Origin of the sequence: Oceanihabitans sp. IOP_32, from assembly GCF_009498295.1 — a bacterium.
In the GTDB taxonomy this organism is placed as follows: domain Bacteria; phylum Bacteroidota; class Bacteroidia; order Flavobacteriales; family Flavobacteriaceae; genus Wocania; species Wocania indica.
Genome location: NZ_CP040813.1, coordinates 3,458,521 through 3,475,698 on the forward strand (window position 1 = coordinate 3,458,521; position 17,178 = coordinate 3,475,698).

Annotated in this window: 20 protein-coding genes; 6 read left to right on the forward strand and 14 right to left on the reverse strand. The window is 34.0% G+C overall.

Annotated elements, in window-relative coordinates:
* Positions 1–42: 42 nt before the first annotated feature.
* The 8 genes from FEZ18_RS14485 to FEZ18_RS14520 form a co-directional block, all read right to left on the reverse strand.
* Positions 43–858: an enoyl-ACP reductase gene (locus FEZ18_RS14485; RefSeq protein WP_153268985.1), complete on the reverse strand. Its 816-nt coding sequence runs from the start codon at positions 856–858 to the stop codon at positions 43–45.
* A gap of 111 nt (positions 859–969) precedes the next feature.
* A complete protein-coding gene (gene recN, locus FEZ18_RS14490; RefSeq protein WP_153268986.1) occupies positions 970–2,628 on the reverse strand; it encodes a DNA repair protein RecN in 1,659 nt (552 codons plus the stop codon).
* Positions 2,629–2,852: 224 nt separating this feature from the next.
* Complete coding sequence (locus tag FEZ18_RS14495; RefSeq protein WP_153268987.1) at positions 2,853–3,740, reverse strand: DUF4835 family protein; 888 nt, start codon at positions 3,738–3,740, stop codon at positions 2,853–2,855.
* Positions 3,733–4,944: a bifunctional phosphopantothenoylcysteine decarboxylase/phosphopantothenate--cysteine ligase CoaBC gene (gene coaBC, locus FEZ18_RS14500; protein ID WP_153268988.1), complete on the reverse strand. Its 1,212-nt coding sequence runs from the start codon at positions 4,942–4,944 to the stop codon at positions 3,733–3,735. The genes FEZ18_RS14495 and coaBC overlap by 8 nt, the downstream gene beginning before the upstream one ends.
* Before the next feature lie 18 nt (positions 4,945–4,962).
* Positions 4,963–5,292, reverse strand: a complete 330-nt coding sequence (locus FEZ18_RS14505) for a DNA-directed RNA polymerase subunit omega (RefSeq protein WP_153268989.1) — start codon at positions 5,290–5,292, stop codon at positions 4,963–4,965.
* Positions 5,293–5,304: 12 nt separating this feature from the next.
* Positions 5,305–6,117 carry an outer membrane protein assembly factor BamD gene (locus FEZ18_RS14510; RefSeq protein WP_153268990.1) on the reverse strand — a complete coding sequence of 271 codons (813 nt, stop codon included), beginning with the start codon at positions 6,115–6,117 and terminating at the stop codon, positions 5,305–5,307.
* A 115-nt stretch (positions 6,118–6,232) separates the two neighbouring features.
* On the reverse strand, positions 6,233–7,114 hold the full coding sequence (gene dapA / locus FEZ18_RS14515; RefSeq protein ID WP_153268991.1) for a 4-hydroxy-tetrahydrodipicolinate synthase: 882 nt from the start codon (positions 7,112–7,114) through the stop codon (positions 6,233–6,235).
* On the reverse strand, positions 7,107–7,637 hold the full coding sequence (locus FEZ18_RS14520) for a DUF6913 domain-containing protein (protein ID WP_153268992.1): 531 nt from the start codon (positions 7,635–7,637) through the stop codon (positions 7,107–7,109). The genes dapA and FEZ18_RS14520 overlap by 8 nt, the downstream gene beginning before the upstream one ends.
* A gap of 65 nt (positions 7,638–7,702) precedes the next feature.
* Between FEZ18_RS14520 and FEZ18_RS14525 the strand changes: the two genes are divergently transcribed.
* Complete coding sequence (locus FEZ18_RS14525; RefSeq protein WP_153268993.1) at positions 7,703–8,461, forward strand: 5'-nucleotidase C-terminal domain-containing protein; 759 nt, start codon at positions 7,703–7,705, stop codon at positions 8,459–8,461.
* A 55-nt stretch (positions 8,462–8,516) separates the two neighbouring features.
* A complete protein-coding gene (locus FEZ18_RS14530; RefSeq protein ID WP_153268994.1) occupies positions 8,517–9,434 on the forward strand; it encodes a bifunctional metallophosphatase/5'-nucleotidase in 918 nt (305 codons plus the stop codon).
* Between the two features lie 139 nt (positions 9,435–9,573).
* Here the strand turns inward: FEZ18_RS14530 and FEZ18_RS14535 are convergent, their stop codons facing one another.
* The 5 genes from FEZ18_RS14535 to FEZ18_RS14555 form a co-directional block, all read right to left on the reverse strand.
* A complete protein-coding gene (locus FEZ18_RS14535; RefSeq protein ID WP_153268995.1) occupies positions 9,574–9,960 on the reverse strand; it encodes a hypothetical protein in 387 nt (128 codons plus the stop codon).
* A gap of 22 nt (positions 9,961–9,982) precedes the next feature.
* Positions 9,983–10,225, reverse strand: coding sequence for a hypothetical protein (locus tag FEZ18_RS14540; RefSeq protein WP_153268996.1), 243 nt, complete (start codon positions 10,223–10,225; stop codon positions 9,983–9,985).
* A gap of 159 nt (positions 10,226–10,384) precedes the next feature.
* Positions 10,385–12,388 carry an NAD-dependent DNA ligase LigA gene (gene ligA, locus FEZ18_RS14545; RefSeq protein WP_153268997.1) on the reverse strand — a complete coding sequence of 668 codons (2,004 nt, stop codon included), beginning with the start codon at positions 12,386–12,388 and terminating at the stop codon, positions 10,385–10,387.
* 98 nt (positions 12,389–12,486) lie between these two features.
* Positions 12,487–13,371 carry a peptide chain release factor N(5)-glutamine methyltransferase gene (prmC, locus tag FEZ18_RS14550; RefSeq protein ID WP_153268998.1) on the reverse strand — a complete coding sequence of 295 codons (885 nt, stop codon included), beginning with the start codon at positions 13,369–13,371 and terminating at the stop codon, positions 12,487–12,489.
* 87 nt (positions 13,372–13,458) lie between these two features.
* Positions 13,459–13,962 (reverse strand): GNAT family N-acetyltransferase, encoded by a 504-nt coding sequence (locus tag FEZ18_RS14555; RefSeq protein WP_153268999.1) that lies wholly within the window; start codon positions 13,960–13,962, stop codon positions 13,459–13,461.
* Between the two features lie 7 nt (positions 13,963–13,969).
* Between FEZ18_RS14555 and FEZ18_RS14560 the strand changes: the two genes are divergently transcribed.
* From FEZ18_RS14560 to FEZ18_RS14575, 4 genes are read left to right on the forward strand one after another with little or no spacing between them, the layout of a single operon-like run.
* Positions 13,970–14,470 carry an LEA type 2 family protein gene (locus tag FEZ18_RS14560; protein WP_228122779.1) on the forward strand — a complete coding sequence of 167 codons (501 nt, stop codon included), beginning with the start codon at positions 13,970–13,972 and terminating at the stop codon, positions 14,468–14,470.
* Between the two features lie 23 nt (positions 14,471–14,493).
* The gene (gene ribD / locus FEZ18_RS14565; RefSeq protein WP_410505121.1) at positions 14,494–15,477 is read left to right on the forward strand and encodes a bifunctional diaminohydroxyphosphoribosylaminopyrimidine deaminase/5-amino-6-(5-phosphoribosylamino)uracil reductase RibD; all 984 of its coding nucleotides are present in this window, start codon (positions 14,494–14,496) and stop codon (positions 15,475–15,477) included.
* The gene (locus tag FEZ18_RS14570) at positions 15,470–16,084 is read left to right on the forward strand and encodes an HAD family hydrolase (protein ID WP_153269001.1); all 615 of its coding nucleotides are present in this window, start codon (positions 15,470–15,472) and stop codon (positions 16,082–16,084) included. The genes ribD and FEZ18_RS14570 overlap by 8 nt, the downstream gene beginning before the upstream one ends.
* Positions 16,077–16,685 (forward strand): IMPACT family protein, encoded by a 609-nt coding sequence (locus tag FEZ18_RS14575; protein ID WP_153269002.1) that lies wholly within the window; start codon positions 16,077–16,079, stop codon positions 16,683–16,685. The genes FEZ18_RS14570 and FEZ18_RS14575 overlap by 8 nt, the downstream gene beginning before the upstream one ends.
* 4 nt (positions 16,686–16,689) lie before the next feature.
* Here the strand turns inward: FEZ18_RS14575 and FEZ18_RS14580 are convergent, their stop codons facing one another.
* The gene (locus FEZ18_RS14580) at positions 16,690–17,085 is read right to left on the reverse strand and encodes an acyl-CoA thioesterase (protein WP_153269003.1); all 396 of its coding nucleotides are present in this window, start codon (positions 17,083–17,085) and stop codon (positions 16,690–16,692) included.
* Positions 17,086–17,178 lie beyond the last annotated feature (93 nt).

Genomic DNA, 17,178 nt, shown 5'->3' on the forward strand with positions numbered 1-17,178 from the left:
AAAGCCATTGTAAACAATGGCTGGAAAATGGATTAAAAGTGTTTATTTATTCTCAAAAGCCTCTACAACAGCATCACTAACTCCCATATTGCTAAAACCACCATCGTTGTAAAGATTTTGCAACGTTACCCGTTTGGTTAGATCGCTAAATAAGGTTATGGTATAGTTTGCACAGTCTAGTGCCGTGGCATTACCTAAAGGCGATATTTTATCGGCATAGTTTAAAAAGCCATCGAAACCTTTTACCCCGTTACCAGCGGTTGTTGGTGTTGGGGATTGAGAAATTGTATTAACCCTCACTTTTTTATCGCGACCAAAGAAGTAACCAAAACTACGAGCTACACTTTCTAAAAAGGCTTTATTGTCGGCCATATCGTTATAATCTGGAAATACACGTTGAGCGGCCATATAACTTAAAGCCACAATACTACCCCACTCATTCATCGCATCGGCTTTATAAAGTGTTTGCATAACTTTATGAAAGGACATAGCCGATACGTCTATTCCTTTCTGAGTCCACTCATAATTTTGGTCGGTGTAATGTTTACCCCTTCTAACGTTCATAGACATCCCAATAGAGTGTAAAACAAAATCGATTTTACCGCCAAGAATTTCCATAGATTGTTCTATTAACCATTGTAAATCTCTCTCTGATGTGGCGTCGGCAGGAATAATTTGAGCCCCTGTTTTTTTTGCAAGTTCGTCGATTTGCCCCATACGCATGGCTGCTGGCGCATTGGTTAACACAAATTGCCCACCTTCTTCGTGAACACGTTCTGCGGTTTTCCAAGCTATAGAGTTTGAATCTAAAGCCCCAAAAATAATTCCCTTTTTACCTCGTAATAAATTGTAAGCCATGTTTTATTGTAAGTTTTTTTTATATTTTTTTTGATATGAAAAGTATGGAGTACACAGCATAGGTTGACATGGATTTAATAATACCTATTAACTCCAGCCAATTTACTGACTCTAGTTGTTAGTTAATAGTTCTTTAGCGTGGGCAATTGCAGACGAAGACATCTCTAAACCGCCTAGCATTTGAGCAATTTCGACGATGCGCTCGTCGTGATTTAATTTCACTAAATTGGTTTGAGTTACCTCGTTAACATCCTCTTTATACACTTTAAAATGCGCATCGCCTTTAGCGGCGATTTGTGGTAAATGGGTTATCGAAAACACCTGCATCGTTTTGCTCATTTGCAACATAATATCACCCATTTTATTAGATATTTCACCAGAAACTCCGGTATCAATCTCATCGAACATTATAGTTGGTAGTTGCACATATTTTGATAAGACCGATTTAATGGCAAGCATTATTCGAGACAATTCGCCCCCTGAGGCTGCTTTTTTAAGCGCATTAAAACTTCCGCCTTTATTGGCTGAAAATAAAAAAGTTAATTCATCTTGGCCATTTGAGAAGAATTGATCTACCAAAGCAACTTCAATTTTAAATTGTGCATTTGGCATGCCTAAACTCTTTAAAATAAGCTCAAGCTGCTTCTTTAAAACCGGTATGGCTTTTGAACGATTCTCACTTATTTGTTTTGAAATGGATTTAAGTTGTGTTTTCTGAGTTTCAATTTCGGCCTGTTTCTTATTGATATCATCATCTAAGTGCTCGGTCGTGGTAACCTTATCCTCTAATTCGTTTTTTATTTTAATTAATTCCGAAACCTCCGTCGTCAAGTGCTTCTGCATGAGGTTATGAAGCGTTTTTAATTTGGAATCGACAACTTCTAAACGATTAGGATCGGCCTCTAGACCTTCTTGTAGGGCATCTATCTCACTAAAAACATCGTTTAAATCTATTAAACTACTATTTACTCTATTGAATAAATCTTCGTATTTAGTAGAAAAACCCGAAATATTTTGAAGATTATTTTTTACGCTAGTTAAGGTTGTTAAAACTCCAATTTGTTCATCATCTAACAATTTGTAAGATTCTGAGAGTTTTTCTTGTATACCTTCAATATTGTTTAGGGTTTCGTATTCTTCTTCAAGCGCTTGTTGCTCGCCTTCGATTAAATTAGCTTCAATTAACTCGTTTAACAAAAAGGCATTATAGTCGTATTCTTTAATGGCCTCAGCTTGAAAAACCAACAACGATTTTAATTCTTTTTGTAATTTTTTATAGTCCTTTAACTCTTTAGTATACTGCTGTAACAAAGTATGATTATCAGCCAAAGCATCAATCACCTGAAACTGAAAATCGTCGCTTGTTAATTGCAGTGTTTGGTGTTGAGAATGAATATCAATTAATCGCTCGCTAAGTGCTTGTAAACTACTTAACTTTACAGGAGAGTCGTTTATAAAAGCTCTAGATTTTCCAGAAGGTAAAATTTCACGACGAATGATGGTTTGCGTCTCATAATCTAAGTCTTCGGTCTCAAAAAGTGTTTTCAAATTATAATTTGACACATCGAAAACGGCTTCAATAATACATTTTTGAGTCGTGTCCTTCAAACTACTTAAATCTGCGCGTTTACCCAGAATTAAAGATAAACCACCTAATAAAATAGATTTACCGGCTCCGGTTTCTCCTGTAATTATAGATAATCCGTTGTTAAAATTAACTTGAAGATTATCAATTAAAGCGTAATTTTTTATTGATAGTGAGCTTAACAATTGCGTTTAATTTTTTAAAGATTTGAAAATTAAAGATCGTAATTTTTTTTATTTTAATACCAATTTAACTTGTAAAGTCGTGTAAATAAATTGAATTATTTTTTGATTAATTGAAATGAAAAATAAATAGCATAGCATCGTTACGGTAATTATTTTTGATGAAAAGTAAGCAAAAAAGAAACTATTTATTACGATTTTATATGGTTAAATTGGTATAACTCCAGTTAAAATTTAATATTTCGCCATTTATTAGAATGTGTAGGCGCAATTTTTTGCAGTGCTTCTTTCAATTTTGCAATATTAACACTAGGGCCTTCAGAAAATATTTGCTCTATTTCACCCGCCTTAGCATCAAAAAAAGTTCGCAAAACGAAGGAATTTGGTCTTCGTCTATTCATAGCCTGAAATTCTAATAAAGCCGCTGCGATTTCTTCTTTCCCTGCTTTTACATCTTCACTCATTTTATCAAGGCCATTTATATGATAAGCATACATGACTTCCCTGTACTCTTTAAAAGTTGGAGATAAGATATTATCAATTAATGCAAATCTACTCTGTAAACCATCTGCAGCTTTCCAGCCTTTAAAGTTATCCTGTTGCGAATAATTCGTGATAATTTGTGCTTGAGTGTAGTATGGGGCACCTCCATTTTCAGCAAACGAATCGGCGTCTATGGCTAAAATCATATAAATATGAAATGCCAAAACCGAAACTAAATTAGACTCAAATTGATTGGGATTAAATGTTAAATCCTGAAACTCTAAATACCTAAAAGTAACATCTTTATCGTTAAAACTATATAGTGGTGTGCTGTAAGAAGAGCCAAAAACCGGTCGTGAAGATTGTACTTGAAGTGTACCTTGAAAAGTTTCACCACTAAATTCGGTTAAACTAATAACCATGTTGCAATTAATACGTTCCTGACTCTTGTGTTTTTTCGTGGTCCATGTGGTATTATTAACAAACTCGTTTAATTGTTTCTCAAGGGTTTTAAAAACCTGCAAGTTCTCGTTTCCGGTTTGCAAAGCATTAACGACAATATTGCAATTTAATTCTTGAGAAAACCCTATAAAACCAAAACATACTGATAAGAATAAAATAATATTACGCATCGATTTGTCTTATAATTTCGGTTAATAAATCTTGAGCAACTTCGGTTTTAGATTTCAATTGGTACTCGGTAATCGTTTCAAACTCATCAATAAAAGTAACCTTATTGGTGTCCGTTTTAAAGCCAGCACCTTGGTCGTTCAAGGAGTTCAAAACAATTAAATTTAAATGCTTGCGCTTTAATTTTAGAATGGCATTTTCTACCTCATTATCGGTTTCTAAAGCAAAGCCAACTAAAAATTGATGTTTTTTTACTTCTCCTAAAGATAATAATATATCCTTAGTTTTTACCAAGTCGATACTAAAAGTAGTCTGGGTCTTTTTTATTTTTTTTGATGCGGCAGTTTTTGGCTTGTAATCTGCAACCGCTGCCGAGAGTATAGCGATATCGACATCTTGAAAATACTTATGAGCTTCACGATACATCTCTTCAGCACTAATAATAGGCACAACGCGAATTAAAGTGTGTTGTACTTTTTGTTGGGTTGGGCCAGTAATTAAAATGACTTCTGCGCCCAAACTTGCTGCAGTTTTAGCGATTTCAAAACCCATTTTCCCACTAGAATGATTACCAATAAAACGAACTGGGTCTATCGCCTCGTAAGTTGGCCCCGCTGTTATTAAGACTTTTTTTCCGCGTAAGGGTAATTTTCCTAAAACATCATTTTCGATAAAGGTGACCATATCTTCTGGCTCTGCCATACGCCCCTCTCCTACCAAACCACTGGCCAATTCGCCGCTTGTTGCTGGAATCATAATGTTCCCAAAAGCTGCCAATTTTTCGAAAGATTTTAATGTGCTTGGGTGTTTGTACATATCCAAGTCCATTGCTGGTGCAAAATACACCGGACATTTAGCCGATAAATAAGTTGCTAAGAGCAGATTATCGCAGGTACCATTCGCCATTTTAGACAAGGTATTAGCGGTTGCAGGGGCAATTAGAAATACATCTGCCCATAACCCAAGATCGACATGATTATTCCAAACCGCATTTTCATCTTCTTCATTTATAAAGGAAGAATGGACTGGGTTTTTAGATAGTGTTGATAAGGTTAGTGGAGTAACAAATTCTTTTGAAGACGGCGTCATGATAACTTTTACGTTCGCGCCAGATTTTATAAACAAACGTACTAAAGCCGCCGTTTTATAAGCGGCAATACCACCACTAACACCTAATAGTATGTTCTTGCCGCTTAGAATACTCATAATACTAAATGTTCAATATTATGAATTAGAATCTTCTTTAGTATTTCTATAGTAGATTTTGTCTGTTAACCATTCATTAACCGCTAAAGCATGCGGTTTTGGAAGACGCTCGTAAAATTTAGAAACCTCGATTTGTTCTTTGTTTTCAAAAACCTCTTCAAGACTATCGTTGTAGGTTGCAAATTCATCCAACTTGTCGATAAGTTCTTTTTTAATTTCCGAATTAATTTGTTCAGCACGCCTTGCTATAATCGATATCGATTCGTAAATGTTACCTGTTGGTTCATCGATTTGATTTCGATCGTAAGTGATTGTATTAACGGGAGCGTTGGTTTTCTTTAAGTCCATTGACATGATTATTTAACTTTTAGTGCTATATTTTTGTAATGATTCATCAATCTCCGAAGCCATGACATTTATGGTTTCCATATGCTTGGAGTTTTTGTATCGTTTTTTAAACGATTCGTAATATTCTTTTGCTGTTTGAAGTCTTTCTTGTTTTTTATATTCTACACTATTAATGGCTAATTTGTAGGCCGAGTCGAACCTGTAAAACAAGGCGTCTTCACGCAAAGAAGACCCAGGGAAATCTAATATAAAATTATCGAAAGATTTAATTGCTGCGTTGAGCTCTGTAGAGGTAAACGCAATTTTATTGTATTGCTTGGCGATTTCAAAGGCCTTGGTTTCTAATTTTAAATCTAACTCTTTAACCAGCACATTCGCTTCTTCACTAAACTCAGACTCTGGATAAGCATTAATAAAAGCTTGTAATTTCTCTAGAGCATTAACCGTTTCGGTCTGGTCTTTTGAGTATACTGGAGAAAGCATATAATAACTTTTGGCACTTAAAAAAGAGGCCTCTTCAGCTTTCTCACTATTTGGATAGCTCGTCGCAAAACGCTCGAATTGGTACGCAGCTAAATAGTAATCTTTGGTTTTATAAAACGTATTTGAGTACAAATACATTAACTTTTCAGCTTGAGGCTTACCTCTATAACTCGGTACGATTTGAGCAAAAAGTTTGTTTGCTTTTTCGTATTTTCCGTCGTTGTAAAGCGCTTCACCCATTTTGAATTTCGGGGCAATATCTTCGTTTTTTAAAACTTTTTGATATTCGCTGCAACTGCTGAAAATTGATAACGTTATAATAATGTAAAAAAACTTCTTCATATATTTTAAAACAGGATGCAAAATTAGGTTATTAATATGGAATTTAAAAATATAATTTCACTGCTAAAATAAACGTTCAATAAGAGCAACTGTAAGGTTTAAGTAATTATTAACATTAATTAATACTTTTTACAAAACTAGCGATTTTTTCTTTTAAAGGTTTAGAGGCTGAAACTAATGGTAATCTCACGGTGTCTTGACATAAATTTAAAGCGTCGAAAACGGCTTTTATTCCCGCTGGATTATTCTCTTCAAAAATATAACTTACGACATCCATCAACTTAAAATGAATTTTATAAGCCGCTTTAGCATCGCCTTGTAAACCGAGGCGAATCATGTCTGAAAAATCTTTAGGAAACGCTTGACCAATAACCGAAATAACACCCGCTCCACCAGCTAAAACAACACCCAATGCTAAATCGTCGTCGCCCGATATAATATGAAAATCTTTTGGTTTGTTTTTTAAAAGCTGTAAGTATTGGGCAACATTGTTGCCTGCTTCTTTCACGGCCACTATATTCTTAAAATCACGAGCTAAACGCAATGTCGTTTCCGGGGCCATGTTTTTAGATGTGCGCCCAGGTACGTTATATAAAATGATGTCTACAGGACACACTTCTGCTATGGCTTTAAAATGCTGATAGAGGCCTTCTTGGGTTGGTTTGCTATAATAAGGAGCTACTGATAAAATAGCGTCGATATCGCTTAAATCGGTAGCGTTTATCTCCTCAATAATAGCAGCCGTATGGTTACCACCAATACCCAAAACCAAAGGTAATCGCCCTTTATTGGCTTGAGATATCGTTTTAACAATAGCACGTTTTTCTTCTTTAGTTATGGTTACACTTTCGCCAGTAGTCCCAGAGATTACTAAATAATCGATTCCATTATCAATGTTAAAATTAACAATATTTGTCAATGCCTCCTGATCTATACTCAAATCAGTTTTAAATGGGGTCACTAACGCAACTCCTGTGCCGATAAACTTATTATTCATTTTCAATTTTATTTAATGTAGTTAGATATTTGTGCAACTCCGACTTAAATACTTCAAAGGCCTTTAAATCTGTTTTTATTATGAGATCGTTTAGTCGGGAATCGGTTTGAATTACCCCAATTTTAAAATCTGCTTGACATTTTGCTGTGAGCAATTTAAGCTCTAAAACTTCTGTAGTGTAATAACTAATTAGCGCATCAAACTTTCTATTCAAAAACAACTGCAACTCCTTATTTTTTATGCTGCCATTCCAACCAAAATCGTTTGGTGTATAACAGGATTCCCAGTTATTATTAAGATCAAGATCTTCTTTAGCTGAAAATCCAATAATTTTAAATCTGTTGGGACGCACATTTAAGTTATGAGCTAAATCTCTAAACGCTTCAAAATCATTAAATTCATCAATATTTAAGATAACACCCAAACTTTTAATTTTTCCGTTTTCAGGACTAATATGGCGCTTAGACAACAATTTGTTTAGATACTTTTTATTAGATTTTTCTTTAAAACCTTTTAAAATCATTTATCTTTATGCTTTAAATTTGAAGCAAAGGTAGCAAAAGTAGGTTCAAAAATTCCGTTTAGTTTATGAGGTTCACATATTTTATTATTTTGTTAAATATTTTAATTTTATCAGGATGCCAGCAAGAGAAACAACATGTATTTAAAATTGAGGGCAAACAGATACCAATTACAGACAGTATAGAATCGCATGCCGAAATAGCGGCATACATTAAACCCTTTAGGGAAAAAATTCAACAAGACCTTGATAGCGTGTTGGCCTATGCTCCAGAAACCTACTCTAAAAACAACGGTGATTTTAATACCGCAATTGGTAACTTTATGGCCGATGCGGTTTACAGTGAAGGAAACCCCATCTTCTTCAGTCGAACTGGTAAGAATATAGATATGGTTTTACTAAACTACGGCGGCATACGATCGGCTCTGCCAAAAGGAGAAATCTCAAAAAGGAGTGCCTTTAATTTGATGCCTTTTGAAAATAGCATTGTTGTAGTCGCTTTAAAAGGCACCGAAGTTAACAAACTCATTAATTACCTTTCGAAATCTAAACGCCCACACCCCATTTCTAAATTAAAACTTGTGTTAGATGCAAATTTTAATGTCCACGAAGCTTCCATTAACGGAAAAACTATTGATGAAAACAAAACCTATTATGTAGCCACAAATGATTATTTATACAATGGTGGTGATAGTATGTCTTTCTTTCAAACCAACGAAGGACTATATATTTTAGACTATAAAATAAGAAATGCCTTAATTGATAAGTTTATAAAACTAGACACGATAAAGCCTGTTATTGACGATAGATTTACTCAAATTAAATAGACGAGTCATGTTCAAAACAAACCATTAAGCCTTATTTAGCAACAAATTACTAAAAATGAAACGTAGAGATTTTATACAACAAACCGCCGCTGGAGCAGCATTAGTAACACTTGGTTCTTATGGACTACAATCCTTTACTGCACCCGAGAAAAGCTCTAAAATAACGATATTACATACTAACGACGTACATAGTCATGTCGATCCTTTTGGACCAAACGATGGCAGGAACGCTAATATGGGAGGTGTCGCAAGACGCGCTAGCCTTATTGAATCGATTAGACATGAAAATCCGAATACCTTACTTTTGGATGCAGGTGATATTTTTCAAGGAACACCTTATTTTAACTATTATGGTGGTGAACTTGAATTTAAATTAATGAGCATGTTAAAATATGATGCTGCCACCATTGGAAACCATGAATTTGATAATGGTATCGAGGGTTTGTATGCACAATTACCACATGCCAAATTTGAGTTTGTATCGTCCAACTACGATTTTTCTAACACGGTTATGGATACCCTTATAAAGCCCTATAAAATTTTTAAAAAAGGCGCCATAAAAATTGGAGTGTTTGGATTGGGGATTGAACTAGATGGATTGGTTGCTCCTAACATGTTTAAAGAAACCAAATACCTAGATCCTATAGAAATCACACAAGATATTACGAGAACTCTTAAAGAAGACGAGCAATGTGATTTAATTATTTGCTTATCGCATTTAGGCTATAATTACAGAAAAAACGATACAAAAATTAGCGACTTAAAACTTGCTGCCGCAACCAAAAATATTGATTTGATTATTGGTGGTCATACTCATACGTTTTTAAAGAAACCCACCATTGTAAAAAATATTGAAGGCAAAAACATGTTAGTTAACCAAGTAGGATGCCACGGTATTAATCTTGGTAAAATTGACTTTTATTTTGATTCTGATAAACAAAAGGTGGCTAATGGCACCTCGATTATTGTTTAAAAATGCAGAAAGGGTTTTTAGTACAATTTTAAAGCAGTCTTCCAATTTACAAAGGCAATCTTATTTACTTTAATACCCCTAAGTATTAATTTGAAAACGTAGAAGATATTCAAAAGGTCTAAATTTTGATGTATCAAAACTAGGTCTTGGTCATACTTTTCTGGTCCACAGCATCATCGTTATACTTGGCTTGTTTCACGAAGAAATAAAAGGCTAATGCCATTAACACGACAAACATAAAATCGAAAGCATTTTCTTCAATTAAAAATAAATAAGCAACAAAAGCAATCTCGCTAAAAACTAAGCTCATCGTACCTAAAAACAAAAACCAAGACTTTTTATTTTCTTTGTGAATATAATTTAGAAAGGCCAAAGAAAGTGATGCAAACAACAGAGAATTATACAAGTTTTCTAAAAAATAATCTATGGTCAAAACAAATGTCGAGGCCATGAAGTCAAATAAAAAGTAGCAAGTATAGAGACTTAAAAACGACAGGATTACCACCTGCATTTTAAATCTTTTCAATAGAATTTTAAAGTCAAAAGTTTTAGCAAACTCGATAAACAAAAAACAAATAGGCTAAAATTCCTAGAACCATACCAACAAAATAATAAGCATTATCACTTAGTAGTAATCTAAAAAAAAACAATAATTCTGTAGATGCATAAAACATTAAAAACAGACTAAAAAATAATGTTTTTTTATTATTTGAGATAAAATAAAGCAGTGCGATTAAAGGCACAATAAAAGCACTTAAATCCATTGCAAGAGCATCTTTGCTAGCAATCATTAAGCCAGTATACGTTAAGCAAATAAGACCTATTAAAACGATTATAATTTTTGAGAAACTCTTAATAATATCAAGTCATTTATTTGACAAATATAATTGAAAATTAACAACTTAATTAATATTATAAGAATATTCAACCTAAATTAATTATTAAGCATTTTAAGATTGTGTATTTAGTTTTTGTAAAAATGTTAATTCGTCAACAATTTCAATATTTAATTTATCTGCCTTTTGTTTTTTACTTGGCCCCATATTAGAACCTGCCACAATATAACTGGTTTTTGAAGAAATAGAACTGCTTACCTTCCCACCGTTATCTTCAATTAATTTTTTTAAATCTGTTCTGGAAATCGTTTCAAAAACACCAGTAACCACAATAGCTTGTCCTTCTAAAAGATTAGTTTGCCCCTTGAGTTGCTCTTCAGACATTTCTAACTGAACTCCATACTGTTTCAGTTTATTTAAAATCGAAATGTTTTTTTCGTCTTTAAAAAATGCAGAAACACTTTGTGCTATTTTTACGCCTATTTCATCGACATTCACTAAATCGGTTTCGGTTGCCAAAGCGAGGGCATCAATACTCTTATAGTGCTTAGCCAATTTTTTAGCAACAGTTTCCCCAACAAATCGAATTCCTAAAGCGAACAATACACGTTCAAACGGGATTTGTTTTGATGCTGCTACCCCTGCAATTAAATTTTCTGCACTTTTTTCAGCCATGCGTTCTAAAGGCAGGATTTGTTCTTTTGTTAAGGTGTACAAATCTGAATAATCGTTAATAAGCCCTTCATTAACTAAGAGTGCTACCGTTTCTCCACCTAATCCCTCAATGTCCATTGCTTTTCTTGAAATAAAATGTTGAATACGACCAATTATTTGCGGTATACAACCATTATAGTTAGGACAATAATGTTGTGCTTCGCCTTCTTGTCGTACCAATTCTGTATGGCATTCTGGACAATGTGTTATAAATTTTGTGGGGGCCGTATTTGGTAGTCGCTTACTTAAATCGACTGCAATAATTTTTGGAATAATTTCGCCTCCTTTCTCAACAAATACTTGGTCGCCTACACGAATATCTAACTTTTCAATCTGGTCGGCATTATGCAAAGACGCGCGTTTTACGGTTGTACCCGCCAACTCAACAGGTTCCAAATTGGCTACTGGTGTTATCGCTCCGGTTCTACCTACTTGATACGTTATACTGTTTAATTGTGTAGAAACTTGCTCTGCTTTAAATTTATAAGCCATCGCCCATCGTGGTGCTTTTGCCGTAAAACCCAATTCGTCTTGTTGTTGTAGGCTATTTACCTTAACAACCACACCATCGGTTTCGTAAGGTAAGTCGTGTCTATGCGTATTCCAATAATTTATAAATTCTAAAACTTCACTAATAGAATTGGCAAGTTTTGCGACATCGGGTACTTTAAATCCCCACGCTCTCGCTTTCTCCAAACTTTCGTATTGCGATTTAATACCTAAATTAGATCCCGTTAAATTATATAACAAACATTCTAAAGGACGTTTTGCCACTTCAGCACTGTCTTGTAATTTTAAACTACCAGATGCGGTATTTCTCGGGTTTCTATAGGGTTCTTCGCCCAATTCGATACGTTCCTCGTTCATTTTAATAAAACCCTCAAAAGGTAAAACGATTTCACCTCGAATATCAAATTTTTCTGGATAATCCCCTTTTAACTGTAGTGGTACAGATTTTATCGTTCTTACATTTGCTGTGACATTATCCCCTTGAAAACCGTCACCTCGCGTTACAGCCTTTGTCAATTGACCATTTTCGTAAGTTATGCTTATAGAAGCGCCATCGTATTTTAGCTCGCAGGTGTATTGGATATCACCATCAACCAATTTTTTTATGCGGGTTTCCCAATCGAGCAAGTCTTCTTTAGAGTACGAATTGTCTAAAGAATACATGCGTTGTTCGTGCACCAACGTTTCAAAATTTTTAGTCACCGCTCCCCCAACGCGTTGTGTTGGTGAATTGGCATCGAAAAATTCAGGATATTTGGCTTCTAGCGCTTGAAGTTCTTTGAGTTTTATATCGAAATCGTAATCGGATATTGTTGGCTTATCCAACACGTAATAATTATAATTGTGTTCACGTATGTCCTTACGTAGTTCTTCTATTTGTTGTTTTATATTCATGTTGTGCTAGTCGTTGTCTCGATAATTGTCGGGGAACTTAAAGTTTTGCCTGATTTAACTTAGTTTTTATAACGGGCTAAATTATTCAATTTAAACCTTTAATTCAACGTTCCTTTTATCATTCTATCTTTTTTAAAAATATCTTGTTTTAACTCTATGTTTTTAAACTGTTTATCTTTTAACAATCTTATCATATCGTTGCCTAAATATTCATTAATTTCAAAAAACAAGAGGCCTTCATCTTTCAACTTATGCCTTGCAAAATCTGAAATAACATTATAAAACAACAAGGGATCTTCATCTTTTACAAACAATGCCAAATGAGGTTCGTTATTCAACACATTGTTTTTCATCTGTATTTTCTCCTGTACTCTAATATAAGGCGGATTAGAAACGATGACGTCAAATTTAAAAGCTTCAATTCCCAAGTCGCCAAAGGTTTCTTCATCAAAACCCTCCTGTTCCATTTTTAAGATATCACCTTTAAAGAAATTCACTTCTACATTATTCAAAACCGCATTTTGCTTGGCCACTTTTAAGGCGTTTTCACTAATATCTAAAGCGTATATTTTAGCATTTGGTAAGTTTTTAGCTAATGCTATCGCTATACAACCACTACCTGTCCCGATATCTAAAATTTTTATTTCGGTATTTTTATTTTTATAAACTTTTATTACCCATTCTACCAATTCTTCGGTTTCTGGCCGGGGTATTAAAACGTTTTTATTCACTTTAAAGTTTAGACCATAAAATTCAGTTTCTCCAATGATATACTGAATGGGCTGCTCTTGTTTTAATGCTTCTAATGCTTTAAAAATCTCGTCTTGATTTTTAATTTCCAAACTGGGTGTTGTAGCCAATTCTATTCTTGAAACTTGATAATAGAAATCTATCAATATAAAAAAGAAACTATCAACCTCCTCTTGACCGTATGTGGTATCTAATTCGTCGTGAAATGTTTTTTGAATGTCCTTTAGTTTCATTTGATTGTTTTTACTTTTGTTTTCTTAAATACCTTACTACATGCAAGTTACATCTAAGTTTATGGAAAGATATATTAAAAAGATACATTAATTGGTATCTTTTAAGTCTTTTAGCATCCAAATATTACAAGAAGAATGCCCGGTATTGCCTAAAGCCCGCTTTATAGGCTTAAAGCCGTAAGACTTGTAAATGTGAATTGCTGCTTTAAGTTGTGCTACCGACTCTAAATAGCATTGTTTGTAACCCATTGTTTTAGCTGCTTGCAAACACTTCTCAAACAAGCGTTTACCGTAGCCTTTTCCTCTTACAACAGGAGAAAAATACATTTTTTGAATTTCGCAAACACTCGTATCAAAGTCCTTTAAAGGTTTAATTCCGCCGCCACCTAAAATAGTTCCGTTTTTTTCGATAACATAATACACAGCATTATGGTCTTGATAAGACTCATACATTCTAGAGGTTTCAATATCGGTATATGCCGTACCTTCTAACGGAATATTAAACTCATGGAAACAGGCTTTAATCACCGCTTCAATTTCAGCATTATCTTCTGGTTTAATTTCTCGAATAACTATATTATCTTTACCCATTCAAAATATGAAATTTAAGCAAGTGAAGATACTTAAATATAAAAATAACGGTATAAAATTTTCAATTATTTTATCAACAATACTATTTGTTTTTTCAAGTTGTTCGGTTAAACAAAAACCTGTATTTCTTAATGTTGAAAATATTAAAGTTGTAGAATCTACCCCCAAGCACCTAACACTTACTGCTAACGCCTTGTTTTTAAACCCAAATGATATTGGTGGCCAATTAAAAACAGAAGAGATAAAAGTGTTTGTAAATGATAACGAAATGGGAACTGTTTCCAGCAAAAGTTTTAATGTGCCAGCAAAACAAGAATTCTCCATACCATTAAATATCGTTATCCCTACAGATAGTATTTTTAGCCATAAAAATCTCGGTGGTCTACTGGGCAGCCTTTTTAGCCAACAACTTAAAGTACAATATAAAGGTATTTTAAAATACAAGGTTTTAGGCTTTTCTCACCGTTACCAAATTGATAAAACCGACAATATAAAAATTAAATTATAACATTGACTCATCACGAAACATACATGAAACGCTGCCTTGAAATCGCTAAAAACGGTTTAGGTTCTACTCGACCAAACCCCATGGTGGGTAGTGTTATTGTGCATAATAACAAAATAATTGGCGAAGGTTACACCAGTAAATACGGTGGTAATCATGCCGAAGTAAATGCTATAAATGCGGTAACAGATAAGTCTTTATTAAAAGCATCTACGCTTTATGTCACTTTAGAACCTTGCTCCCATTTTGGTAAAACACCGCCTTGCAGCGATTTCATTATTAAACACCAAATTGCAAATGTGGTTATTGGCTGTATGGACGATAACGAGCAAGTTGCGGGTCAAGGTATTAAGAAACTAAAAAATGCGGGTTGTAATGTTATTGTAGGCGTTCTGGAAGACGACTGCAAAGCACACCATAAACGTTTTTTTACTTTTCATAATAAAAAAAGACCTTACATTGTGTTAAAATGGGCCGAAACCCTTGATGGTTTTATAGCCCCAAGCACCAAAAAAAATAACACCCCCGTTTGGATTACCAATACTTTTTCTAGGCAACTTGTACACCAATGGCGCAGCGAAGAACAGGCTATTTTAGTGGGTACTACCACGGTTGCTCAAGACAATCCGAGTTTAACTGTGAGAGATTGGACTGGACAAAACCCGATAAGAATAGTGATTGATAGAAAAAACAAATGCTCTAAAAAACACGCAATTTTTAATGCAGCTGCTGAAACGATTGTAATTTCAGAAAAAGAAATAAATTTTGATTCTAATGTCGCCAAACAAATTTGTGATTTACTACACAAAAAAAATATAAATTCAATGATTATTGAAGGCGGAACAAAAACACTTCAAACCTTTATAGACGAAAACTTGTGGGACGAAGCTCGTGTATTTACTGGAAACACCACCTTTAAACAAGGTGTTAAAGCCCCTGTATTTAGTGGTCGATTTATAAAAGAAAAAAAAATAAAAACAGACAGTCTTAAAATATATCAAAATGATTAAAACTCTAATTTTCGATTTTGGTAACGTCTTTATAAATTTAGATATACCTGGCGCTTTAAAATACGCCTTATCTACCTTTAAAATGGATTCTCTTTCGGATGAAATGATAGCATTTAATGGTCTTTATGAACAAGGCTTAATATCGACCGATGAGTTTCTTGATTTTTATGCTGAAAATTTTCCGAAGCTTTCAAAAGCAGAATTAATTGAAGTTTGGAATTTCATGCTTAAAGATTTCCCAGAGTATCGATTAGATTTTATTAAAAACCTTAAGCAAGAAAACAAATACCAGCTCATTCTTTTGAGTAACACTAATGAGCTTCATATAAATTGGATAAAAAAACACGTTCCTTTTTTCCAAGATTTTAAAAATTGTTTTGATGCTTTTTATCTATCGCATGAAATTAACCTAGCAAAACCTAACACCTCTATTTTTGAGTTTGTTTTAAACGAAAACGCTATTGGGGCTGAGGGTTGTTTATTTATAGACGATAACAATGATAACATCAATACAGCTAAGTTATTAGGCTTTAAAACCTGGCATTTAAATCCAGAAACCGAAGATGTTATAAATCTGTTTCATACAAAATCACAGTTATTTGACTAAAAAAGACACTTATAAAACCATAGACACCGCCACCGAAGCAGTGTTATTCAAGGATAAAAACAGTAAGTTTTTTGGTTACGCATACCCCATATCTTCTGAGGATGATGTCAAGGACCATATTAAAGACTTAAAAAAAGAACATCATGCGGCTCGACACTGGTGTTATGCCTACCAAATTGGCACCGAAGATCTCATTTATCGCGCCAATGATGATGGTGAGCCCAATAATTCGGCAGGAATGCCTATTTACGGCCAAATACAATCCTTTGATGTTACCAATATATTAATTGTGGTTGTGCGCTATTTTGGTGGCGTTAAATTAGGAGTTGGGGGTTTAATTAATGCTTATAAAACCACAGCGCAACTAAGCCTAGAATCCGCAAAGATTTTAACAAAAACGATTAATATAGAATATCTTATCCAGTTCGATTATAAAAACATGAATACGGTCATGCGTATTATAAAAGAAAAAAATCTCAATATCACGAATCAGAAATTAGAACTGGACTGCCAAATTACCATATCTGTAAGAAAAAATGACGCAAAACAGATTTTTGAGATTTTCGACAGCCTATTTGAAATTACCATTAAAAAAATTTAGTTTATTATTTTAAAGCTTCTAAAAGATATTTTGGAGCCATTGTAGGGCGATTTGTTTTTGTGTCAATAAACACCAAAGTCGTTTCGGCAGTTGTTAAGATTTCGCCCGCCGTATTGGTAATTTCATACTCGAATTCTATCTTAACCGTAGGCACTTTTTTTAGCTTTGTTTTTACGGTAATTATTTCATCATAACGGGCTGGTTTTTTATAGTTTACATGCAAAGAAACCACTGGCAGCATGATACCACTTTCTTCCATCGACTTGTAAGATAATCCAAACTTTCTCAACCACTCTGTTCGCCCTGATTCTAGGTATAATGCGTAATTCCCGTAATATACTACCCCCATCTGGTCGGTTTCACCATAACGTACTCTTAATTGTATTTCATCAATTTTCATAAGCAATATTCAAATATTTTTTGTAGATTCGTAACGGAGCTAAACATGGGGAATTAATTCTAGATAATCAATAGTAAATGATTTTTTTTTTAA